The sequence below is a fragment of the Brevundimonas sp. BH3 genome (assembly GCF_045345115.1).
GTDB lineage: Bacteria > Pseudomonadota > Alphaproteobacteria > Caulobacterales > Caulobacteraceae > Brevundimonas.
Window position 1 is genome coordinate 1566540 of record NZ_CP150796.1, and the last position, 21844, is coordinate 1588383.

Annotated in this window: 30 protein-coding genes and 1 tRNA gene; 12 read left to right on the forward strand and 19 right to left on the reverse strand. The window is 59.2% G+C overall.

Annotated features, from left to right (window positions below):
• The first annotated feature begins 74 nt into the window (after positions 1–74).
• On the forward strand, positions 75–470 hold the full coding sequence (locus tag WEU32_RS07475; RefSeq protein WP_406853411.1) for a hypothetical protein: 396 nt from the start codon (positions 75–77) through the stop codon (positions 468–470).
• Between the two features lie 19 nt (positions 471–489).
• On the opposite strand, the gene topA is transcribed toward WEU32_RS07475, so the two are convergent.
• Positions 490–3144 (reverse strand): type I DNA topoisomerase, encoded by a 2655-nt coding sequence (topA, locus tag WEU32_RS07480; protein ID WP_406851450.1) that lies wholly within the window; start codon positions 3142–3144, stop codon positions 490–492.
• Positions 3145–3299: 155 nt separating this feature from the next.
• Here topA and WEU32_RS07485 point away from each other — a divergent pair, with 155 nt between their 5' ends.
• Positions 3300–3494, forward strand: a complete 195-nt coding sequence (locus WEU32_RS07485) for a hypothetical protein (protein WP_406851451.1) — start codon at positions 3300–3302, stop codon at positions 3492–3494.
• A 22-nt stretch (positions 3495–3516) separates the two neighbouring features.
• On the opposite strand, the gene dprA is transcribed toward WEU32_RS07485, so the two are convergent.
• The 5 genes from dprA to ruvX all read right to left on the reverse strand — a co-directional run bounded on the left by dprA (position 3517) and on the right by ruvX (position 8111).
• On the reverse strand, positions 3517–4605 hold the full coding sequence (dprA, locus tag WEU32_RS07490) for a DNA-processing protein DprA (protein WP_406851452.1): 1089 nt from the start codon (positions 4603–4605) through the stop codon (positions 3517–3519).
• On the reverse strand, positions 4602–5255 hold the full coding sequence (gene plsY, locus WEU32_RS07495) for a glycerol-3-phosphate 1-O-acyltransferase PlsY (RefSeq protein ID WP_406851453.1): 654 nt from the start codon (positions 5253–5255) through the stop codon (positions 4602–4604). Before plsY ends, dprA begins: the two co-directional genes overlap by 4 nt.
• Before the next feature lie 12 nt (positions 5256–5267).
• Entirely contained in the window at positions 5268–6560 is a 1293-nt protein-coding gene (gene pyrC, locus WEU32_RS07500; RefSeq protein WP_406851454.1) for a dihydroorotase, read from the reverse strand.
• Positions 6560–7540: an aspartate carbamoyltransferase catalytic subunit gene (locus WEU32_RS07505; protein WP_167178237.1), complete on the reverse strand. Its 981-nt coding sequence runs from the start codon at positions 7538–7540 to the stop codon at positions 6560–6562. The genes pyrC and WEU32_RS07505 overlap by 1 nt, the downstream gene beginning before the upstream one ends.
• A 91-nt stretch (positions 7541–7631) precedes the next feature.
• Complete coding sequence (gene ruvX, locus WEU32_RS07510; RefSeq protein WP_406851455.1) at positions 7632–8111, reverse strand: Holliday junction resolvase RuvX; 480 nt, start codon at positions 8109–8111, stop codon at positions 7632–7634.
• 120 nt (positions 8112–8231) lie between these two features.
• Between ruvX and gatC the strand changes: the two genes are divergently transcribed.
• The 3 genes from gatC to gatB are packed head-to-tail and all read left to right on the forward strand — an operon-like array spanning position 8232 to position 11497.
• Positions 8232–8519 (forward strand): Asp-tRNA(Asn)/Glu-tRNA(Gln) amidotransferase subunit GatC, encoded by a 288-nt coding sequence (gene gatC / locus WEU32_RS07515; protein WP_406851456.1) that lies wholly within the window; start codon positions 8232–8234, stop codon positions 8517–8519.
• A 3-nt stretch (positions 8520–8522) separates the two neighbouring features.
• Complete coding sequence (gene gatA, locus WEU32_RS07520; RefSeq protein ID WP_406851457.1) at positions 8523–10001, forward strand: Asp-tRNA(Asn)/Glu-tRNA(Gln) amidotransferase subunit GatA; 1479 nt, start codon at positions 8523–8525, stop codon at positions 9999–10001.
• A gap of 2 nt (positions 10002–10003) precedes the next feature.
• On the forward strand, positions 10004–11497 hold the full coding sequence (gatB, locus tag WEU32_RS07525) for an Asp-tRNA(Asn)/Glu-tRNA(Gln) amidotransferase subunit GatB (RefSeq protein WP_406851458.1): 1494 nt from the start codon (positions 10004–10006) through the stop codon (positions 11495–11497).
• 153 nt (positions 11498–11650) lie between these two features.
• Here the strand turns inward: gatB and WEU32_RS07530 are convergent, their stop codons facing one another.
• Both WEU32_RS07530 and WEU32_RS07535 read right to left on the reverse strand, forming a co-directional pair.
• Entirely contained in the window at positions 11651–12664 is a 1014-nt protein-coding gene (locus WEU32_RS07530; protein WP_406851459.1) for an RcnB family protein, read from the reverse strand.
• A 146-nt stretch (positions 12665–12810) separates the two neighbouring features.
• Positions 12811–13374 carry an RcnB family protein gene (locus tag WEU32_RS07535; protein WP_312137235.1) on the reverse strand — a complete coding sequence of 188 codons (564 nt, stop codon included), beginning with the start codon at positions 13372–13374 and terminating at the stop codon, positions 12811–12813.
• Positions 13375–13555: 181 nt separating this feature from the next.
• On the opposite strand from WEU32_RS07535, the gene WEU32_RS07540 reads away from it, so the two are divergent.
• From WEU32_RS07540 to WEU32_RS07555, 4 genes are all read left to right on the forward strand, one after another.
• Positions 13556–14275 carry a glutathione binding-like protein gene (locus WEU32_RS07540; protein WP_406851460.1) on the forward strand — a complete coding sequence of 240 codons (720 nt, stop codon included), beginning with the start codon at positions 13556–13558 and terminating at the stop codon, positions 14273–14275.
• Positions 14276–14337: 62 nt separating this feature from the next.
• Positions 14338–14655, forward strand: a complete 318-nt coding sequence (locus WEU32_RS07545) for a sel1 repeat family protein (RefSeq protein ID WP_312137231.1) — start codon at positions 14338–14340, stop codon at positions 14653–14655.
• A gap of 87 nt (positions 14656–14742) precedes the next feature.
• Entirely contained in the window at positions 14743–15048 is a 306-nt protein-coding gene (locus WEU32_RS07550; protein ID WP_312137229.1) for an ETC complex I subunit, read from the forward strand.
• A gap of 146 nt (positions 15049–15194) precedes the next feature.
• Positions 15195–15271, forward strand: a tRNA-Arg gene (locus WEU32_RS07555).
• 21 nt (positions 15272–15292) lie between these two features.
• On the opposite strand, the gene WEU32_RS07560 is transcribed toward WEU32_RS07555, so the two are convergent.
• The 11 genes from WEU32_RS07560 to WEU32_RS07610 form a co-directional block, all read right to left on the reverse strand.
• Positions 15293–16327 carry a tyrosine-type recombinase/integrase gene (locus WEU32_RS07560; RefSeq protein ID WP_406851461.1) on the reverse strand — a complete coding sequence of 345 codons (1035 nt, stop codon included), beginning with the start codon at positions 16325–16327 and terminating at the stop codon, positions 15293–15295.
• Positions 16308–16505 (reverse strand): hypothetical protein, encoded by a 198-nt coding sequence (locus WEU32_RS07565; protein ID WP_406851462.1) that lies wholly within the window; start codon positions 16503–16505, stop codon positions 16308–16310. The genes WEU32_RS07560 and WEU32_RS07565 overlap by 20 nt, the downstream gene beginning before the upstream one ends.
• Positions 16502–16846: a hypothetical protein gene (locus WEU32_RS07570; protein WP_406851463.1), complete on the reverse strand. Its 345-nt coding sequence runs from the start codon at positions 16844–16846 to the stop codon at positions 16502–16504. The genes WEU32_RS07565 and WEU32_RS07570 overlap by 4 nt, the downstream gene beginning before the upstream one ends.
• A complete protein-coding gene (locus tag WEU32_RS07575) occupies positions 16840–17058 on the reverse strand; it encodes a hypothetical protein (protein WP_406851464.1) in 219 nt (72 codons plus the stop codon). The genes WEU32_RS07570 and WEU32_RS07575 overlap by 7 nt, the downstream gene beginning before the upstream one ends.
• Positions 17059–17290: 232 nt before the next feature.
• A complete protein-coding gene (locus tag WEU32_RS07580) occupies positions 17291–17449 on the reverse strand; it encodes a hypothetical protein (protein WP_406851465.1) in 159 nt (52 codons plus the stop codon).
• Entirely contained in the window at positions 17446–17856 is a 411-nt protein-coding gene (locus WEU32_RS07585; RefSeq protein WP_406851466.1) for a TetR/AcrR family transcriptional regulator, read from the reverse strand. The genes WEU32_RS07580 and WEU32_RS07585 overlap by 4 nt, the downstream gene beginning before the upstream one ends.
• The gene (locus WEU32_RS07590; protein WP_406851467.1) at positions 17853–18230 is read right to left on the reverse strand and encodes a helix-turn-helix domain-containing protein; all 378 of its coding nucleotides are present in this window, start codon (positions 18228–18230) and stop codon (positions 17853–17855) included. The genes WEU32_RS07585 and WEU32_RS07590 overlap by 4 nt, the downstream gene beginning before the upstream one ends.
• 88 nt (positions 18231–18318) lie before the next feature.
• On the reverse strand, positions 18319–18555 hold the full coding sequence (locus tag WEU32_RS07595; protein ID WP_406851468.1) for a hypothetical protein: 237 nt from the start codon (positions 18553–18555) through the stop codon (positions 18319–18321).
• Entirely contained in the window at positions 18552–18839 is a 288-nt protein-coding gene (locus WEU32_RS07600) for a DUF2312 domain-containing protein (RefSeq protein WP_406851469.1), read from the reverse strand. Before WEU32_RS07600 ends, WEU32_RS07595 begins: the two co-directional genes overlap by 4 nt.
• Complete coding sequence (locus WEU32_RS07605; RefSeq protein ID WP_406851470.1) at positions 18836–19024, reverse strand: stress-induced protein; 189 nt, start codon at positions 19022–19024, stop codon at positions 18836–18838. Before WEU32_RS07605 ends, WEU32_RS07600 begins: the two co-directional genes overlap by 4 nt.
• A gap of 93 nt (positions 19025–19117) precedes the next feature.
• Complete coding sequence (locus tag WEU32_RS07610) at positions 19118–19510, reverse strand: hypothetical protein (protein WP_406851471.1); 393 nt, start codon at positions 19508–19510, stop codon at positions 19118–19120.
• Between the two features lie 26 nt (positions 19511–19536).
• Here WEU32_RS07610 and WEU32_RS07615 point away from each other — a divergent pair, with 26 nt between their 5' ends.
• The 3 genes from WEU32_RS07615 (at position 19537) to WEU32_RS07625 (ending at position 21593) form a co-directional block, all read left to right on the forward strand.
• Positions 19537–19767 (forward strand): helix-turn-helix transcriptional regulator, encoded by a 231-nt coding sequence (locus WEU32_RS07615; protein WP_406851472.1) that lies wholly within the window; start codon positions 19537–19539, stop codon positions 19765–19767.
• A 717-nt stretch (positions 19768–20484) separates the two neighbouring features.
• Complete coding sequence (locus WEU32_RS07620) at positions 20485–20913, forward strand: hypothetical protein (protein ID WP_406851473.1); 429 nt, start codon at positions 20485–20487, stop codon at positions 20911–20913.
• Entirely contained in the window at positions 20910–21593 is a 684-nt protein-coding gene (locus WEU32_RS07625) for a hypothetical protein (protein WP_406851474.1), read from the forward strand. The genes WEU32_RS07620 and WEU32_RS07625 overlap by 4 nt, the downstream gene beginning before the upstream one ends.
• Positions 21594–21844: the final 251 nt, after the last annotated feature.

Sequence of the window (21844 nt, forward strand, 5' to 3'; positions counted from 1 at the left end):
ATGTAAAGCCCTACGCCACAGTCAACTTTTTTCGAAATCCAGAGTGCTTTTGCGAACGTAGACATTTGATCGAAATGTATTGGCGAAAGGCAAAGTTACAGATGCGCGGACTTTGGTTTGTGGCTGTCTTGATTGCTTCGTGCGCCTCGCAGTCTTTGGCTAGTGATCGCGGGATGGCAGCAACACACGGCAATACGATCGTGAGTACCTATCGCGATGGCGGTCAGGTTCATCACTGGTTCGATGCTGATGGTAGCTATCGTGCGTTTTTCAGCGACGGGCGCTCGATGACGGCACGATGGTCGCTTGAAGGGGGCAAACTGTGTCTGAGTGGTATTCGACCCAGACTGCTGCTCAGCAGATTTTGTACGGATTATTTTGAAGCCAAAATCGGTGATCAATGGAGCGGGCGTGATCCTATTGGACGCCGTGTCCAGAACACCCTGATCAAAGGAAGGCCGGGGCTGTAAAACAACCCCGGCGCATCATTCACTCTGCTTCTTTTTTAGCGGCGGCCTTTTTGGCCGGTGCTTTCTTAGCAGCGGGTTTTTTCGCTGTCGGCTTTTTGGCTGTTTCTGCCTTGGTCGTAGCGGCTTTCTTTGCAGCCGGTTTCTTGGCAGCAGCCTTCTTTTTGGGGGCAGCACCAGCCTTGGCCGCCAGAAGAGGCAGGGCCACTTCCAGCGTCATGTCGTCCGGCTCGGTGCCCTTGGGCAGGGTGGCATTGATCTTATTCCATTTCACATAGGGGCCATAGCGACCCGCCATGACTTGAACGGCGGCACCATCTTCAGGGTGGTTACCCAGTTCCTTGAGCGGCGCGGTTGCAGCACCACGGCCTGCACGGCCGGCACGCTTTTCGGCCAGCAGCGCAACCGCGCGGTTAAGGCCGACATCAAACACCTCTTCGATATCGGACACGCTGGCATAAGTGCCATCATGCGCAACGAAGGGGCCAAAGCGGCCCAGACCCGCAGTGATCGGCTTGCCATCCTCGGGGTGTTCACCCACGAGACGCGGCAGACTGAGCAATTTTAGCGCGCGATCCAGATCCAGCGAGGCCGGTGACCATCCCTTGGGCAGGCTGGAGCGACGCGGCTTGGCACCTTCTTCAAGGGCTTCGGTTTCCACATAGGGACCAAAGCGACCGATTTTCAGTTGCACGGTCTTGCCGGTTGCCGGATCGACACCCAGTTCGCGGTCACCGTTTTCAGCACCGCCTTCTGCGCCTTCGGGCGAAGCCACAGGGCGCGTATACTTGCATTCTGGATAGCGCGAGCATCCGATGAAGGCGCCAAAACGGCTGGTCTTAAGGCTAAGCTGACCCTCGTTACACACGGGGCATAGACGCGGATCGCGACCGTCACCCTTGTCCGGGAAGATGTGCGCGCCCAGTGCCTCGTTCAGGTGATCGAGGATGGCCGTGGTACGTAGTTCGCCAGCAGCTTGCGTTGCGGCATGGAAATCAGCCCAGAACGAACGCAGCAGCGCCTTCCAGTCCAGATCACCGGCGGATACCTCATCGAGTTGGGTTTCCAGAGCGGCGGTGAAATCATATTCCACCCACTTGGTGAAGAACTGCTCGAGGAAGGCAGTGACCAGACGGCCCTTGTCTTCTGGATAAAAGCGGTTCTTGTCCATGCGGACATATTCGCGGTCGCGCAGGGTGGTCAGGATCGAGGCATAGGTCGAGGGGCGACCTATGCCCAGTTCTTCCAGTTTCTTGACCAGCGTGGCTTCCGAGAAGCGCGGAGGTGGCTCGGTGAAATGCTGGTCGGTGCGGATGGCCTGAACCTGTGCCGCGGCACCTTCCTTCAGTGCAGGCAGGCGGCCACCTTCGTCCTCGTCGTCCTCGGCACCCTTTTGTTTCTCGTCGCGGCCTTCTTCATAGGCAGCGATGAAGCCGTCGAACACCATAACCTGACCGGTCGCGCGAAGGCCCGTCAGGCCATCCGGCGTTTCGATCTCGACCGTGGTGCGGTCCAGCTTGGCCGACTCCATCTGCGAGGCGATCATGCGCTTCCAGATCAGCTCGTAGAGGCGTTGAAGGTCGCTATCGAGGCGCAAGGTATCGGGACTGCGCATCATGTTGGTCGGACGAATGGCTTCGTGCGCTTCTTGGGCGTTCTTGGCCTTTGTCTTGTAATAGCGCGGCTCGGACGGGACATAGGCTGGACCAAAGCGCTGGGCGATGGCCTCACGGGCCTGTGCGATACCTTCAGGTGTCACGAAGACGCCGTCGGTACGCATATAGGTGATCAGACCACCGGTATCGTCCACGCCTTCATACAGCTTCTGTGCGGCCTGCATGGTGCGCTGGGCCGTGAAGCCCAGCTTACGGGCGGCTTCTTGCTGCAAGGTCGAGGTGGTGAAGGGCGGCGAGGGCGAGCGCTTGGCCGGTTTTTTCTCGACGGATTTGATGGTGAAATTGCCCGCGGCAATGGCGTCGCGAGCGGAGATCGCCATGGCTTCGGAAACAATATCAAGGCGTTGAACACGCTTGCCTTCGTGTTTAACCAGACGGGTGGTAAAGGGCGGGCTGTCGGCAATCAGATCGGCTTCGACCGACCAGTATTCCTGCGGCTTGAAGCGTTCGATTTCCATTTCGCGATCGACAACGATGCGAAGGGCAACCGATTGAACGCGCCCCGCCGAGCGGGCACCCGGCAGCTTGCGCCACAGAACCGGCGACAGGTTGAAGCCCACTAGATAGTCCAGAGCGCGGCGGGCCAGATAGGCCTCGACCAGTTCCATATCCAGTTGGCGCGGATTAGCCATAGCTTCGAGGACAGCCGACTTGGTGATCGCGTTGAACGTCACGCGCTCGACCGGCGTATCCTTCAGGGCCTTCTTCTTGTTCAGCACTTCTAGAACGTGCCAGCTGATCGCCTCTCCCTCGCGGTCGGGGTCGGTCGCGAGGATAACGCGGTCGGCCTTCTTGGCTTCTTCGGCGATTTCAGACAGGCGTTTGGTGGCCTTGGCGTCCACTTCCCACTGCATGGCAAAGTCATCGTCGGGCAGGACCGAGCCATCCTTGGACGGCAAGTCCCGGATATGCCCGTAGGAAGCCAGGACCTTATAGTCCGGCCCCAGATACTTATTGATTGTTTTAGCCTTCGCGGGGCTCTCGACGATGACGAGATTCATGGCGCTCTATTCGAGGAAACGGGGGCGCGAACGTGGTTGCGACCGATGGATATGTCAATGCGCCTTGAAAACAACGCATGCCGGAACGTGTGTGTTGCATTAAAATGCAACCTAAGGTTACATATGACAAAGCTGGGCGCTGTGAGGGAGTGGCTATGCCGGTTTTGCGCAATCAGGTTCAAGCGGACGAAGTACGGGACAGAGCCTGTGAGGCGCTGCCGAAGGGCGTCACCCATATCCGTGAATATGTAGGGAGCATGTCCAGAGAACTGGCGCAAATGGCGCGAGGGCAGGGCGACGAGCGACTGGCATGCTTGCTGGAACTGGCGGCGGAAATGGCAAAGCGTTGAGCACAAGCGATACCGTACCCGTCTACATGCTGGAAACCAGCCCACCCGGTAGCAGGGTGGCCCGATCCGTCAGACTTAGCTCCAGCAGGGCGGCGGCAATCGTTGCTACGGGCAAGTTCAGATGGCGCGACAATTCATCCGTCGCCGTGGGGACGGGCGATAACAGGCGTGCGATTTGCTCGATCACATCGTGTGCTGGCTCAGCCGTAACAGGTTCGAAATCCGGTATGGCTTGTGGCTCGAACAGAGTGCGAAGCGTTGTAAACGCCCTCTGCACGTCCTCGGCACCTTCGCAAAGGATGGCCCCCTGACGTAACAGGTCATTGGTACCGCGTGTGCGGGGATCAAGCGGTGATCCGGGCACCGCAAACACGTCGCGATTCTGCTCGGCGGCTATGCGTGCAGTAATCAGCGAGCCGGATTTCAGTTCGGCCTCGACGACGATCACTCCACGCGAAAGGCCTGACAATATACGGTTGCGACGTGGAAAATCGCGCGCCTGAGCCCGCATTCCCATGGGGCTTTCCGATACCAGACAGCCGGTTTCGCCGATTTTGGCATGTAGTTCGGCATTTTCCGGCGGATAGATGTCGTCGATGCCGCCCCCTAGAACTGCGACAGTACCTGTTTCCAGCGCGCCGGAATGGGCGGCGGTATCGATCCCGCGTGCAAGGCCGGAAACAACCACATGTCCTGCCTGACCCAGTTCGCGGGCCAGATCGCGGGCAATGCGTAGCCCGCCAGCAGAAGCAATCCGAGCGCCGACAATGGCAATCGTTTCATCATGCAGCAGATCTTTACGCCCCTTCACCCACAAAACGGGAGGCGGTGGGTCAATATGTGAAAGCCGCACGGGGTAGTCGGCATCGCCACGAACCAAGAGCGTGGCCCCATAGGCGTGTCCAGCTTCAAGCTCGGCTTCTATGGTGCGGGTATCGGGCAGATTATAGGTTGCACGACCGCTGCGGCGGACCAAATCGGGCAGGACGTCGATGGCGCGGATCGCACTGCCGAAACGCTGCAAAAGCTGGGAAAAGGTGACGGGACCGATTTTATCGGTCCGCGCCAGCCGGAGGCGGGCAATACGCTCGGCCTCCGGCAGGGCCGTCATGCTTTGACGTCTCCTGCCTTCTTGCCGCCGATCTTGGGTTCTTGTCCCTTGATGAGTCGCCCGATGTTCTCATGGTGTCGGAACCAGATCAGGACTGCTGCAAAGATGGCCAGAAGATAGATCGGCTTGGTGATAGGAAAGCCCATAGACGCCACCGAAGTAATGCCAATCAGGGGTGTTACCGCCGACGCAATAAGGGCCGACAGAGAGGAAATACGGAAGGCAAAGGCGCAGACCAGCCAGATCAGTGCGGCCACCAGTCCCAGAGGCCAGTGCGCGGCCAGCATCAGGCCAAAGAAGGTTGCGACACCCTTGCCGCCCTTGAATTTAAGCCACACTGGATAGAGGTGGCCAAGGAAGGCTGCACCACCGGCCAGAGCTGCAGCGACTTCGCTACCGGTAATATAGCGGGCCAGAAGCAGGGCCGCAGCGCCCTTGCCGGCATCCAGCAACAGGGTGGCGATAGCCAAATCCTTACGGCCGGTACGCAGCACATTGGTGGCACCAATGTTTCCAGAGCCGATCTTGCGGACATCACCCGCACCAAACGCACGGGTCAACAGCACACCAAAAGGTATGGAACCGAGCAGATAACCGGCAAGTGTCACCAGACCGAGGGTCGCCAAGGCGGGGGCCGCCAAATCCTGCACTTTGATTCGCTCCTATGCGCGCTGATCGTAGACGATGCGGCCGTCGACGATGGTGAGCAAGACCTTGCCTTGCAGGCGACGTCCGTCGAACGGCGAGTTCTTGGACTTGGACTTCAGCTTGGCCGCGTCCACAACGATGGGCGCACCCGCATCGAACAGGATCAGGTCGGCGGGTGCACCTTGGGCAATCACACCGCTGTCGAGGCCCAGCAAGTTGGCCGGATTTTGCGTCATCGGGCGCAGCACGTCGATCAGGTCGATCCCGTTATCGTGGTGCAGATTGGTGATAGCCGCGGCCAGCAAGGTTTCCAGCCCCACAGCGCCGGGTTCAGCCTCAGCGAACGGACGGCGCTTGTTTTCCGCCGGTTCTGGGCAATGCGCCGAGGTAATCACGTCAATCAAGCCGTCACGAATGCCTTCGATCATCGCCTGACGGTCATCTTCGGTGCGAAGCGGCGGATCAAGACGATAGAAGGTGCGGTAGTCGCCGATATCGATCTCGTTGAAGCACAGGTGGTTGATCGAAACCGATGCCGCAACATCCAGACCGCGCGTGCGGGCGCGGGTCAGGACTTCCAGAGCGCCTTCGGTTGAAATCTGGTCGACAAGGAAACGTGCGCCCGTTTGCTCTACCAGAGCCAGATCGCGCTCCAACTGGATACGCTCGGCCAGAGCGGGTTGCCCCGACAGGCCAAGGCGCGTGGCCAGTTCGCCCGCCGTCGCGACTGTGCCTTCCGACAGCCACGGCTCTACCGGACGGCAGGAAATCAGGGCGTTGAACGAGGCTGCGTAGCTCATCACCCGTTGCAGGGTGCGGCTGTTGCGGATCACATGGTCTACGTCGGTGAAATAAAGCGCACCGGCTTCGTCCATCAGGCCGATTTCAGCCATGCGCTCACCTTCACGGCCTTGGGTGGCCGCACCGGCAGCGTGGACATGCACCAGTTCCAGCGCGGCACCGCGACGGCGGATGTGGTCGATGGTGGCGGGATCATCGATGGCCGGATCGGTGTCGGGCTGGATGACGATTGTGGTCACGCCACCCGCAGCCGCAGACAGGCTGGCCGATTTCAAGGTTTCTTTGGGCTCGTTACCCGGCTCGCCGGTTTTCACGCGGATATCGATCAGGCCAGGGGCAAGGATGCGCCCTTGGGCATCAATGACAGCCGCGCCAGCCGGAGCCGACTGGGCCGAGCCGTGCATGACCTCTTTGATACGACCGTTCTCGATGATGACGCCACCAGCGCCATCATAGTCACTGGCAGGATCAATCAGGCGGGCATTGAGGATAGCGGTAATGGTCATTATTCGTCTCCCGCGCGGCGATGGGCGAGGGCGGCCAGCACAGCCATACGGGCAGCCACGCCCATCTCGACCTGGTCCTGAATCAACGAAACAGACAGATCGTCGGCAACGTCGGAATCGATTTCAACGCCACGGTTCATCGGGCCGGGGTGCATGACCTTGGCTGTGGGCTTGGCATAGGCCAGCTTTTCACGGTCCAGACCCCAGAAACGGAAATACTCGCGCGTGGACGGGATGAGCGCCCCTGCCATTCGTTCCATTTGCAGGCGTAACATCATAACAACATCAACGCCTTGCAGTCCTTCCTTCATGTCATGGAAGATTTCGACATTCCAGCGCCGGGCCACGCTCGGGATCAGGGTGGTGGGGCCGACCAAGCGAACATTGGCACCCATCATCTGTAGCAGGGCAATGTTGGAACGCGCCACGCGGCTGTGGGTCACGTCTCCACAGATCGCGACCGTCAGGCCGCCAACATCGCCAAAACTGCGACGCAGGGTCAGCAAGTCCAGCAAGGCCTGTGTGGGATGTTCGTGGCGGCCATCACCGGCGTTTACAACGGCGCACCCGACCTTCTGCGACAGCAGGTCCACCGCGCCTGAGGCCGAGTGGCGCACCACAAGGATTTCCGGCTTCATGGCGTTCAGTGTCACGGCGGTGTCGATCAGGGTCTCGCCCTTCTTCACCGAAGACGAGGCAACCGGCATGGTCACAACATCTGCGCCCAGTCGCTTGGCGGCGATCTCGAACGAGGAGCTGGTGCGGGTCGAATTCTCGAAGAACAGGTTCACAACCGTCTGTCCGCGCATCAGGTCAATGCCTTTGGCGGACTGGCGGTTAAAGTCGACGAAAGCGTCGGCCAGATCGAGCAAAGCCATGGCGGCGGGCGGATTTAAATCCGCAGCAGCGAGGAAGTGGGCTTTGGGGAACGGGGTGAGCCGCTCCTGAATGATTTCGGTGACATGTGCGGCTTGGGTCATCGAGAAGCCGCTATAGGCGTGTCCGGCCCTTGAGGGAATAGTGTGACGCCATCACATCGCTAGATAGCGTCACATCAGGTTTCCGATTGTCTCAGATTTGGCCGCTGCTGATACGCAGCTGATCCAGCGCGCCCTGTAAAATCCATGACGCGGCTGTGCGGTCCACAACCTCGGCGCGGCGTTTGCGGTTCAGGTCCAGTTCCTCGATCAGGAAACGCTCTACACCAGCGGTGGACAGGCGCTCGTCCTGAAAGGCGATATTGATGGGGCGGATGCGTTCCAGATTGCGGGCAAAGGCGCGGCACGACTGGGCGCGCGGCCCCTCGGTGCCGTCCATGTTTAGTGGCAGGCCGATCACCAGAGCCGACACATTGCGTCCGTCCATAAGCTTGAACAGCGCCTCGGCTTCCTGCGTAAACTTTGTCTTGCGGATCAGCTGGAGCGGGCTGGCGATCATGCGGCTGGCGTCGGACACGGCGACGCCGATGGTTTTCTCGCCAAGGTCCAGTCCGATCCACGAGGTGTTCGGAGGGCAGGCGGCGGGCAGGTCTTTTAGGTCAAATACAGGCACAAACACCTCATATTACATAGGGAACCGCTTGTCGAAGGCGCGGCAGAGCGGTAACCCACTTCTTTATTGTGGGCGCGACGACTCCCTATCGTTGTGCCGCCGGATATTTCGGAGACTTTCATGGCTATCGACGCCGCGACGGTGAGGCGGGTTGCCCACCTCGCCCGTATCAAGACCCCCGAGGATCGACTGGAGCCGCTGGCCCAGGAGCTGAACGGCATCCTGAATTGGATCGAGCAGCTGAACGAGGTGGACGTAGACGGTGTCGAGCCGATGACCTCGAACGTGGCCCAGACACTGCGCCTGCGTGACGACGTTGTGACCGACGGCGACAAGGTTGCCGATGTCCTGTCCAACGCGCCCAAGGCCGCAGACGGCTTCTTCGTCGTCCCGAAGGTCGTGGAGTAAATAATGAGCGACCTGACAAAACTGACGCTGGCCGATGCCGTCGAAGGCCTCAAGTCCAAGCAATTCTCGTCGGAAGAAATCACCAAATCCTTCCTGACCCAGATCGAAGCCTCGAACCCCAAGCTGAACGCCTACGTCGAAGTGACGGGCGAGAAGGCTCTGGAACAGGCCCGCGCATCCGACGCTCGTATCGCCAAGGGCGAGGGCGGTTCACTGGAAGGCGCGCCGCTGGGTGTCAAGGACCTGTTCTGCACCGAGGGTGTTCAGACGGCTGCTGGCTCGAACATGCTGCGCGGCTTTGTTCCGCCGTATGAATCGACCGTCACTGCCAACCTGTGGCGCGACGGCGCTGTCATGCTGGGCAAGCTGAACATGGACGAGTTCGCCATGGGCTCGGCCAACGAGACCTCGGCCTTCGGTCCGGTTGTAAACCCGTGGAAAGCTCAGGGCGATGACGCGCAACTGACGCCGGGTGGCTCGTCGGGTGGTTCGGCTTCGGCTGTGGCTGCTGACCTGTGCCTTGCCGCGACCGCGTCGGATACCGGCGGCTCGATCCGCCAACCGGCAGCCTTCACCGGCACCGTGGGCATCAAGCCGACCTATGGCCGCGCCAGCCGTTTTGGCATGGTGGCGTTTGCCTCGTCGCTGGATCAGGCAGGACCGATCACCAAGACGGTGAAAGACTCGGCGATCTTGCTGAAATCCATGTGCTCGTTCGACACCAAGGACTCGACCAGTCTCGACGTTCCGACACCGGATTGGTCCGCTTCGGTTGGCCAGTCGGTCAAGGGCCTGCGTATCGGTGTTCCGGCGGAATACCTGATCGACGGCATGCCGGAAGAGATCAAGAAGCTGTGGGAGCAGGGCGTCGAGTGGCTGAAGGCCGCTGGCTGCGAGATCGTCCAGATCAGCCTGCCGCACACCAAATACGCCCTGCCGACCTATTACATCGTGGCTCCGGCAGAAGCTTCGTCGAACCTCGCCCGTTATGACGGCATGCGTTTTGGCCACCGCGCCGAAGAGTTCTCGTCGCTGGATGATCTGTATGCCGCTTCGCGCGCAGAGGGCTTTGGCAAGGAAGTTCAGCGCCGCCTGACCATCGGTGCCTATGTGCTGTCGGCTGGCTTCTATGACGCCTATTACGTGCGCGCCCTGAAGGTGCGTCGTCGTATTGCCGAGGACTTCGACAATGTGTGGGGCAAGGTGGATGCCATCCTGACGCCATCGACCCCGTCGGCTGCGTTCAAGCTGGGCGACAAGCAGATCGACCCGCTGACCATGTATCTGAACGACGTCTTCACCGTCACGACCAATCTGGCCGGTCTTCCGGGCATTTCGGTTCCGGCAGGTCTGGACGCAAACGGCCTGCCGCTGGGTCTGCAGATCATCGGCAAGGCACTGGATGAAGATACCGTCTTCAAGGTCGCAGGCGCGATCGAAGACAGCGCCGGTTTTGTTTCCAAACCGGCCAAGTGGTGGTGAGCATGAGCGACAACGCAACAGTCATCAAAGGCCGCACGGGCGATTGGGAAATCGTCATGGGTCTGGAAATCCACGCTCAGGTGGCCTCGAAGGCCAAGCTCTTCTCGGGCGCTGCTGTCGGTTTCGGCGCTGGTCCAAACGAGCAGGTCTCGCTGGTTGACGCCGGTTTCCCTGGCATGCTGCCGACTCTGAACAAGTTCTGCGTCGAGCAGGCTGTGAAGTCGGGCCTGGGCCTTCGCGCCCAGATCAATCTGAAGTCGCAGTTTGACCGCAAGAACTACTTCTATCCGGATCTTCCGACCGGCTATCAGATCAGCCAGCTGTATCACCCGATCGTGGGTGAGGGTGTCGTTGAGGTCGAGGCCGAAGACGGCACCTTCTTCAATGTCGGCATTGAGCGCCTGCACCTTGAACAGGATGCGGGCAAGCTGATCCACGACCTGTCGCCGACGGAGTCCTATGTCGACCTGAACCGTGCGGGCACCGCCCTCATGGAAATCGTGTCGCGCCCGGACATCCGCTCGCCGGAACAGGCCGTTGCCTATGTGAAGAAGATCCGCACCATCCTGATGTACCTCGGCACCTGCGACGGTGACATGGAGAAGGGCAACCTGCGTGCGGACGTGAACGTGTCGGTTTGCCCGGTCGGCAACTACGACAAGTTTAAGGAAACCGGCGACTTCAGCTTCCTCGGCACCCGTTGCGAGATCAAGAACGTTAACTCGTTCCGCTTCATCGCGCAGGCTATCAACTACGAAGCCCGTCGCCAGATCGAGATCGTCGAAGACGGTGGCAAGGTCGATCAGGAAACCCGCCTGTACGACCCGACCAAGGGCGAGACCCGCTCCATGCGTTCGAAGGAAGAAGCGCAAGACTACCGCTACTTCCCGGATCCGGACCTTCTGCCGCTGGTTCTGGAACAGGCATGGGTCGATGAAATCAAGGCTAGCCTGCCAGAGCTTCCGGACGACAAGCGCCGTCGCCTGATGGACCAGTATGGTCTGTCGCAATACGACGCCATCGTCCTGATCTCGGAACAGGCTAAGGCCGACTATTTCGAAGCTGCTGCCAAGGGCCGTGACGCGAAGTTGGTTGCCAACTGGGTGACGAATGAACTATCGGCGCGCCTTACTGCTGACGGTAAGGACTTCAGCGAAAGCCCGCTTCCTGCGGCGCACGTTGCCGAACTGGTCGAGTTGATCGAAACCAACGTCATCTCGTCCAAGATTGCTAAGGAAGTGTTCGATCTGGTCTGGAAGGGCGAAGGCTCTCCGGCTGAGGTCGTCGAGAAACACGGCCTGAAGCAAGTGACCGATACGGGTGCCATCGAGAAGGCTGTCGATGATCTGATCGCTGCAAATCCGGACAAGGCTGCTGCTGTCGCCGAGAAGCCGCAAGCTATTGGCTGGTTCGTCGGTCAGGTGATGAAGGCCACTGGCGGCAAGGCTAACCCTGCTGCGGTGAACGACATCCTTAAAGCAAAGCTGGGGCTTTAATACTTGGGGGCTGCGGCCACCCAACCCTCGGTTGTCGCCAACGCTCGCGACGCGGTCGCTCCCTGCTTGAGCGACTAGAGGTTCGGATTATATATGTAAAAAGCCCCCGAGGTCAGTGACTTCGGGGGCTTTCTTTATGTCGCTATCAAAGGCTTACCAGCGCCAAGCGTCGCGGATAACCTCGATGATGTAGCCATCATAGTCGTCGATCAGATAGATCGAGTTGTCGACATAGACCCAGCGCGTCCCCGGAGGCGGGTAGCCCAGCCCATAGGTGCGCCAGTCATTGACCTGATAGCGCCAGAAGACGTCTGGCAGATATTGGCCTTCATACCACTGGCGGTTCCAGTAGCTGCGCGGGACGCTGTAATAGCCATATCCGGGCGCGAAATAGAAACCTACTCTTACACCGGACCAGCCACGGAAGCGGTGATCATGTCGCCACCAGTCGCTGTGGTGACGTCGATCCCAGTCACGGCGCCACTGATCACGGTTCCAACGATTGTAGAAGTCACGATAGTCACGACCGCCGTTCCAATTCGGTCTGTTCGGACGATGATCCGGGCGTGTGGAATGGTTCGGCCTGTCAGGACGTCCTGCATCGGGGCGGTTTGGGCGGTTCCAGTCCGGACGGTTATGATCCGGCCTGTCCGGTCGATCCGGTCTGTTCCAGTCCGGTCGATTGGGGAAATCTGGACGCCCGCTATCGGGTCGGTTGGGGCGGTTGCTCCAGTCGGGACGACCGGCCTCAGGCCTGTTTGGGCGGTTGTGGTCAGGACGTTGAGGGCGATTGTAATCCGGTCTGTTTGGTCGATCCGGATGGCCCGCATCGGGCCTGTTACCGTCAGGGCGACCGGCTTCAGGCCTGTTTGGACGTTCGCCATCCGGACGTTGCGGCCGGTTCGTTTGATCAGGACGCGTTGAGGCATTTGGCCTGTCGGGGCGTTCTGGTCGCGGTCCACGTTGCGGCCGTTCCATTTGTTGTCGGGCGGGCGCGCTTTCAATGCGACGGATTTCCGTCCCGCGTGACGCGCGGTCGCCGCTGCGTTCACGGCGCGGTCCATCCTGACGTGTTTCTGCGCGATCCTGCGCAAGAACGGCCATCGGGGTCACAACCGGAACAACGAATGCTGCCACAGCCGCAAACATCATAAGAGAGCGTTTCATTTTCGGGTCCTTACCCAAAATTACATGGCTTAAATATCGGCGTCACTCCATGAACCCGGCCTGAACACGGACTTTAGTTTTCATAATGATAAAAAAGCCCCGCAAGACAAAGCTTGCGGGGCCCAGTTCAGACTGAAACTCAAGATTTAGTAGACACCGCTCAGAACGCTGCTGATCAGCCCGGTAGCCAAGGCGATCAAAACAATATCATTACCCGCATGAACGTAACGGTATCCGTAGGGAGCGGGGCGCAAACCATAGAAGTCTGGATCGCGTACATAATAGCTCCGATAGTTTGCGGGCAGATATGAGCCTGCACGCCAGCGATAGTCGTGGTAACGCGAGTCTACGCGATAATAGCCATAACCGGGCGCGTACCAGTAACCTGCACGATTGCCGCGATAATCACGGAAATCACGGTGATCACGCCACCAGTTGCGGTCGTGTCGGTTCCAGCGAGGCGGACCGGCATAGCGCCTGTCGTCATGACGGGGACGGACATAGTGCGGGGCAGGGCGATGGTCCGCGCGCCAGTCACGGTGCGGTCCCCGATGGTTACGGCGATCATACCGATCGTGCCTGTCATTGCGATCATAGCGTTCGTGACGGTCGCCACGATCGCGGTGACGGTCCTGCGCCTGGGCAAGCATAGGGGTAGCAGTCGTGGCCAGTGCCAGAATGGCTATGGCGGCTCTGGTGCTGGTTTTCATCATCGACTCCGTTTGTCTTGGCCCTGTCGATGAGGAACATGGAGCGGTGTGCCTGAACCGAATCTGAACCGATTTTTTAGATTGGTTCAGGTTGCGATAATGATCTGCAACTGGATGTCGGCTTGCCGTCGGGCTTGATGGCGTTCATCTATTCACTTCGCTTTTGAATGGAGTGAAGCCGATGTCCGCACCGATCGAGCTATGGTTCTGGCCGACGCCCAATGGCCATAAGATCACAATTGCCCTTGAGGAAATGGGACTGCCATACACTGTGCGCTATCTGAACATCGGCGGTGGCGAGCAGTTCACGCCAGAGTTCCAGCGACTGAATCCCAATGGGCGTATGCCAGTGATTACTGATCCGCAGGGACCGGACGGCCAGCCCATAAACATCTTCGAAAGCGGAGCTATTCTTCAGTATCTGGCCCGTAAAACCGGCCAATTTTACGGTGCGGACGAGCGTAGCCGTATCGAGATTAATCAATGGCTGTTCTGGCAAATGGCAGGGCTTGGCCCGATGGCGGGACAAACCCACCATTTCCGTCAGTATGCTCCGGCCATGATCCAGGATCAGCGCCAACTTGCCTATGGCGTAAACCGCTATACCAACGAAACCCACCGTCTTTATGGAGTGTTGGAGCGTCGACTTCAGGATCGTGATTATCTGGCCGGAGATTATTCGATTGCGGATATGGCCTGCTGGCCCTGGATTTTGCCACGACTTCAGGGGCAGTCGTTTGAAGCATTCCCCCATCTAAAGGCTTGGTACGAACGTATAGCCGCTCGGCCGGCTGTCCAGAAAGGCAAGGCCGTGGGGGCAGATTTACGTCGTGATCTCGGATCCGGAGATAAGGACGCCGAGACGGCTCGCAGTATCCTGTTTGGTCAACGAGGCCGTTAACCAAAATTTCAAACCGTTGATATTTGAATGATCCTGCATTCATAGGGACAGAAGGTTCCTGCATGGAGGGTTTGACAATGATTGGGCATTTCGAGAACGCCGCTGATCTTGTGGCCGATCACCTGCCGTTACCAACGCCGGAAATGGACGGCGAAGCCTTGTTCAAGCTGGGCCTAGCTTATTCTTCAGGACAGGATGGCTGTCCTCTAGATCGCGTTTCTGCGCATATGATCTTCAATCTGGCTGCGCTGAAAGGTTCGCTGGAGGCTCGTTCCTATCGCAAAGAGATGAGCGAAGAGATGTGCAGCGAAGAGTTGGCAGAGGCTCAACGTGCGGCTCGTCGCTGGATTGATAACGGCAGCACAGGCTGCGCGGCCTGATATCGCATCCAGACTTCACCTAGGTCTGGACCCGCAGCGCGCGGAAGGCTATGGACGGCGCACGACTGTTTGTTGAGGACTACGCCCATGCTTGCCCGTATCTATCGCCCAGCCAAGACCGCTATGCAGTCGGGCAAGGCCAAGACGAGCGATTGGCGTCTCGAGTTCGAACCGTCTTCGGCACGTTTCAATGACCCGCTGATGGGTTGGAGTGGCACGACCGATATGAACGGTCAGGTGCGCTTGAATTTTGAAACCAAAGAAGATGCCATTGCCTATGCCGAGCGTCACGGTATTGCTTTCCGTCTGCACGAGCCGAATGAAGCACCGGTGATTATCAAGGCCTATGCCGATAATTTCGCTACCAACCGCAAACAATCTTGGACGCACTAAGCGTATCAACCGACTTGTAATCCAGTTTCGAACGGGCTGCAGACTTTATGTCTCGGCCCGTTTTGTATTTTAGCTCTGGAAGAAACAGGCAAGGCGGCTTGCCCTCGCACACGAACGCCCTTATCCGTCCGCCTGTTCAACTCAATGCGCCCTTAGCTCAACCGGATAGAGCACCCGCCTTCTAAGCGGACGGTTGAAGGTTCGAGTCCTTCAGGGCGCGCCAGGGTTTTCGGCTATTAGCCCCCTATTGTTTTACAGCATGTTTTACAGCGGCTGTTCTCGTTTCGAGCGCATCGATGCGGCGGATGCGGTCGATCATGATCTCGTCCTTCTTGACGTAGGTGTCGATCAGGCGTTCCACCTTGTCTTCGCCCCATGTGAACATCTGGGAAATTTCGCGCACGGTAAGGCCGGCCATGTACATGCGGGTGGCAGCAGTGCCGCGCAGGTCATGGAAGTGCAGGTCGATATTGGCTTTCAGCTTTGAGGGCCGATAGGAGGCATCAAAGCCGGTCTTCCAGGGCTTGCCGTCCTGATTGGTCAGGATGGTAGTGGCACGCTTGGGAATTGTGTCCAGCAGGGATTTGAGTTCGCGGTAGAGCGGAATTACAGCTGTTTTCTGGTAGCTGCTTTTGCCTGTGCGGCATTCAATGGAATAGTCCTGTACATGCGACCATGACAGGCGCAGCAGATCCGACTTGCGAAGTCCGGTTAGTGCGCCAAGGCGAACGGCCCACATGACTTCAGGCGATGCGAATTTTGCGATCTCTTCAATGTCGGCATCAGTCCAGATGAACTGGGCGCGGTTGTTCGCGTAGAGGCGCGGAATCCCGCGACAGGCATTGTCCTGCAAACGTCCTTCAGCCACGCCAAATGATAGAATTCTTGAAAGCACTTGAAGGGCCATATCGGCCTGACGCGGCGAATGCTTATAGGTGTCGCGCCATTTGCGTATCACAACCCGGATAAGGGGACGGTCAAAAGCGGCGATGCTTGTGCTGCCGAACTTTTCCTTGATGCTGGTGACGAATGGCGTCCAGTTCTTGCGGGTCTTGTCAGCCAGCTGTTTCCAGTCATCGGAGCCCTGATAATCGGCTACAAGGCCCAGCATTTTTCTATTGTCAGGGGCGGTGTGGGCCGCAGTTACCTCGGCCAACTCTTTGAAGAATTCCGGTGTACCCATAGGGGCATGCAGGCGGGGGCCACCTCGCCATGCATAGACATAGGTTTTGCTCCGCGCCGTGACGATATGGATACCTTTAATGGGCAGCAGGGCCATTGATCAGCTCAGCAATCTCTGCGTCCAGCGCAACGCTGTCAGCCTGCGCAGCAGAGACGTTCAAAGGCAAGATGGTAACCTTGCCATCCGGATCGATGTCTACCCGATGATTGCCAGACTGGATTGCCCGCTGCACCAGCGAGGTCAGGCTACGTCTGTTTGAAGTTTGAGCTTTCATAGAACGGGTTCTCCTATGGCGGTGCGGATGCGTAGGCGGCCCAGAGGGGTTAGGCGGATCAGGCCGTTATCGGTGTGGGTGCTGTCGGTGCCGATGGCGTCATGGATCTGTTTGACCAGGCGGGACATCAGCGGGGACTGGCGCAGGAAGGGAAGTTTCACGAAGGCGTCGTCGTGCGGGAAATCCTTGGCATCGACGCCTTCGCGGTCGGCTTCCATTTGTGCCAGCATCCATGCGGCGGCGGGGGACAGGACAAGGCTGGCCTGAAGGGTGATGGCCCGCGTGTCCTCGATGGCAGCGCAGGCGCGATCGGCCAGCTCCTGTCGCAAGATGATCAGCATGCCGCGGCTCCAGCGAAGAGGTCGGGGTGTTGTTCGCGCTCGCCATAGGTGATGCGGGATTCAGAAATGACCCATGTGCGGTGGCCGGTCTTGTCGTAATGACGGGCGGCGACAGCTTGGGCGTTACGGCCTAGCCAGTGAACCTTGTCACCGTGACAGACTGTGCAGCCAGCTTGTAGCGTCATGAAAATGGAGCGGGTGCGCTTGTTCATGAGCGCGTCCACATAGCGATTGCTGCGGGTAGGCCTGCCGCGTGGTCCTCGGGTGTGCCTTTCCAAAGCGCGGGCACGAACTTGAGGGTGACGCCGCCTGCTGCGCTGATAGGCCCAAAGAAGGCATTTTGTTCAGCGCACCATTGGACGGCCGTATCGAAATCAGGAGCGGGATGAACATCGTCTGGGCCGATGACGTGAACCATCCAGAGTGGATTTATCGGGACTTGGGTCATGCCTTCAGGCCCATGTTCAGTTCGTGAGGGTCGCAGTCGAACAGGTCGGCGACGGTACGGAGGCTGTAGCCAGCAGAGAGGAACCATCGCGCCCAGACGAGTAGGCGCGGGTTACGGTCCAGCAGGACGGGCTTGTCGCAAGGGTCAAAGGTCATGCGGCCATGCGCTCCTGTGCGGGCTGGCTGGCCAGTTCCTGATCCTTCAGCTGCTCGATGATGCGTTCGGCATCGATCCAGTCCTGCGCGATAGGGGCGGGCAAGGTGCCGATGACTTCGGGGCGTTGTTCGATCAGGTTCTGAAGGATGCGGCGCATCTCGGGCGCGGCGCGGGTCAGGGCGCTGTCAGTCGGGGCGGGGCATTCGAACACCGCAAGCCACAGGTCTTCCTTGCTGTCGAAGTTGGCGAACACCGCGCCGGTGGACATTCCAGCCTTTGCAGCGACTTCGCGGATGCCTTGGGTTTGATAGCTGCCCGGTGCGGTCCAGACCGTGCGGGCGGCGTCCATGACGCGCTGGCGGGTCTTGTTCTTGGCAAGGGTGCGTTTATTGGTTTCGACGGTCATGTGGCGCTCACAGCGTCTGGAACGATGGCCTTGGCCACGTTCAGCAGGGATTGTTGTTGGTCGGGGCGCATGCGGCCAAACAGGTTGGCGAGGCGCAATCCGATGATGGATTGGCCCATGTTGGCCAGAGGGTCGGCGACAGCGGTGCCATCGGCGCGGATGGCGGGCAGCAGGTCGGCGGGTTCAATGCCGATGTGCTGGCGCAGAACGGCCAGAGTGGACAGCGACAGACGGCTCTCACCGTTCTCGTATTTCTGGATGGACTGATGCGACAGGCCGATGGCTGCGGCCATATCCTTTTGGGTCAGGCCTTTGGCGATACGGGCTTGGCGCAGGCGACGGCCGATTTCGATATCGAGGGACTTGTTTCCCATCAGCAGCAGCTCCGGAACAGGTAGGTTGCCGCGCCGTACAGAATGGCGGCGGCGATGATGGCGACGAGGACGCGTTTACGGTTGCGGGTCACGCGGCCCTCCAGACGCGCCAAGCGATGAAGGCGAAGATCGCGCCACAGACAGGAACCTCGATCACGGCATCGATCCACGCGCCGACGATCACGGCAACAGCGGCACCGACGATACACGCCCATACGGGCACCACAGGGCGGCGGCGGGCCATAAAGCGGACCTGAAGGGCAGGGCGGTGGGCATTCATGGCTTCACTGCCGATGATGCGCTTTTGCGGGTGGGCCATGGTCACAGCTCACCCAATGCGGACAGGTAGAGATCGAGGATGGCTTCCTCTTCCTGTCGCTTGGCCTTGTCCTGTTTACGCATACGGATGACCTTGCGCAGGATTTTGACGTCAAAGCCTTCGCCCTTGGCCTCTGCGAAGACCTCCTTGATGTCCTCAAGGATGGCCTTCTTGTCTTCTTCAAGCCGCTCGACGCGCTGGATGATGGTGCGAAGGCGGCCTTGGGCGGCGGCGGTCATCACGTCAGGATTATCGAACGCGGCCTCATTCGAGATGGGATGGCCGCTCATTCGGGCTGGGCCTTCTTGGCCGAGCCACCTTTAGCGCCGGCAGTGCGGGCCAGAGTGCGGTTTTGCGAAAACGAACGCTTCTCTGCGGGCACAGAGCCACCGCCCTTGCGGGCGATCTCTACGCGGCGTTCGGGCGACAGGCTGGCAAAGCCGCGCTTGTGAATTTGATTTGGAAATGCGGGCATTGGTCCCCCCGTTCAACGACAGGGGGAACGTCGGATAATCCGACGAATTAGTCAATATAAAAATGTCGGATAATCCGACGCTCTTAAAACCTGTTAGATTGAGCCGCCATCTTTGCTGAGCAATCGAGCGTGATCATTCAGGAGCTGCTCGAGTTTGCGTAAGCGTTCTGCGTCTTCAGGGGGCATAAGCAATTCATACGGACGTATGCCTAGCCAGTTGGCTGCTTCGTCCACGGATTCCTGAGTGTACCGTTGTTTCAGGTTCCAAAGATCGCTTGTTTTGGCCCTAGACCAGCCAAGATCACGCTCGGCATCGGCCTGTCGTTTACCGTGAATTGCTGCGTGTTCTGGAAGGTACCAGCGATGGCTGAGTTCTTCTGTTGGCGTCGAGGCGCGCTTTGTCCGCTTAGGCTGCATGGTTTGCAGTCTGATTTTGTTTGATAATCTTGTCGGTACCAATAATCCGACGGAATCGCCTTGACTCAATCGTCGGATAATCCGACGTTCTGGTCATGAGCAAGATTGCTGAATGGCGAAGAAAGTCAGGCTTAACCCAAGCGGATTTGGCAATCCGACTGGGTTTCAAATCTCGTGCGCATGTAAGCGCTCTTGAGAATGGCGCTGAAAGGGTATCGGCCGAGATGGCCATCGCCATCGACCGCCTGACTTCCGGCGAAGTATCTGTCTCGACGCTGCGCCCTGACCTGCATGACGTGCGCGTCATCTCTGCACTGGCTCCCTAGACATGAGTGCGGGGGGTGTTGCGTATTGCGATGATTGCGGATGGCAGGCGTGCCTGTCTGAAGCAGGGTGCTGCCTTAAGGCAGAAGTCGCTGCGCTGGATATATGCCCGTCCGAGTTGGAGTTGATGCTCCACCAGCCAGAGATGGAGGTTGTTGCCCTCTCTGCTGACGAGTTGGAAGAACTCGCCAGTGCATTGAAATCTGACAAGTTATCCACAGGCGACGGTGTCGTACCGCCCTGTGTCAAAATCGGCGTCCCCCTAACGTCGATGCCTGCCGGTACGGGGTTTTCAGCCCCCATCCAGCCCTGTTCCGGCAGGCCCACCATATTCTCGCATGACGGTGATTTTTGATTACCGTCATGCATGACCTGATCCGCCGACTGCTGATGCAGCTTGCGCTGGACCGCGAGCGTGATTGTGCCGCGCAGGGATGAACCCTGCATCCGACCACCATCGGGTTGCGGTTCAGCTTTGTCTGACACCTCCAACTGTGTGCCGTCCGGCCCATTCCGCCGGGACGATACAGCTTTCGCCAGACGGCCCGCAGCCGTCAGAGCGGCTGTTCCTACGCCCAAAGCGCTGACCCTTTCCGTGTGTATCGCCACGGTCATCGGTATGCCTTTTGCCAACGCTGGGCCGGATTGCGCCACAGCGAATGCCTTTGTGCGGCCTGTGACCTAACAACGTCACGCGGATTCGAAGATCGAGAATCCACTTGAATATTCGCCAACACGCCTATCTGGCGCGCGCCCTGCAGGATGCCTGTGGGGGCGCAGATCGTTGTGTGACCCTGCTTGAGAATACGCCCTTCGCTATGGGCCGGACGGCCATGTACGGGTGCCGATCATCCGAGGACGGCAAGACGATGCCGATCGGGGCACTGCACCTACTGGAGCTGGAGTGCGGCGAGCCGATCTATAGTCAGGCGCTGGCCAATGCCGGACCCGCACCCAGCGAGGCCGAGTGCGCGATCAGCGAGGCGTGTGAAGCCTCCGAGACGATGGCTCGGGCGCAGTCCCTGATCCGCAAGGCAGGTGCTGACGGCATCTATACCGAACACGAAAAGCGCGACATCGAGCCGGAGCTGCAGCGGGTGGAAGCCCATGTGCGCAGCATCCGGGCGGGCATGGAGTGCGCGAAATGAGCATTGCCCCAGCCCAAAACTTCAAAACTCCCGAACACCGCCGTACATATCAGAGGGTTCGCCGCGAAAGCCGCTGGGCTGGTAGCGAGCGGTGGCAGTCCATCAGCCTCGAGCACGGCAAGGACATGCTGTTGGCGTTGACGGTCTATCGCGAGAAGCTGCGCCAGCCCGGCCAACGCTGGGGCGCAAAGGGCACCATATCGTCAGGTGCGGTCGAGATGTACCGGCTGATGATCAATATGGCGGTGCGCGGGCGAGGGCGACTGGAGCCCAGCGTGGGATGGCTGGCCGAGAAGCTGAACGTACCGGCCAAGGTCATCCATGCGTGGAAGAGCCAGCTGAAGGAGCATGGCTTTTTGCGATGGCAGCGGCGTTATGTCGAAAGCGGGTTGCGGGGGCGTCGTGGCCCGCAGGTCAAACAGATCTCGAACGCCTATGCCCTGATGACGCCGACCAAGGCGTGGGAGGCCATCAGCAAGATCATCCGCAGACGCCCGAAAGCGGCGCGTGGAGCGGTATCATCCGTTTGCGGAGCGTTGCCCATGACTGCCAAGGCGCAGCGGCTGGAGGCCCAGCAGAAGGCGGGCAGGGCGGCCATGCTGGAACAGTTCGATACCCTCGGCACCCTGATCGCACTGGATAGCGCTAAAAACGACCCGTCCGATCTGGAAGGAACGTGAATCACCTGAGGGTCGAGAATCCCTCCTGATATCTTTTATCTAATGCGTCTCGCTGGTCGCGAGACCACTTTGATAGAAGATAGAAGGCGGCGTCCTGGTCGGACGACCACTTAAATCCCCGATCGATGATGCAGACGGGGTGTTTCCAACAGAAACCGCAGGGCGGACAGGCTCCGCCTGTCCTTTGACGCCCACAGGCTGCCGCGCGAAGCACGGCGGCCGTTTGTGTATGGGGCCAGCGTGGCTGGCTC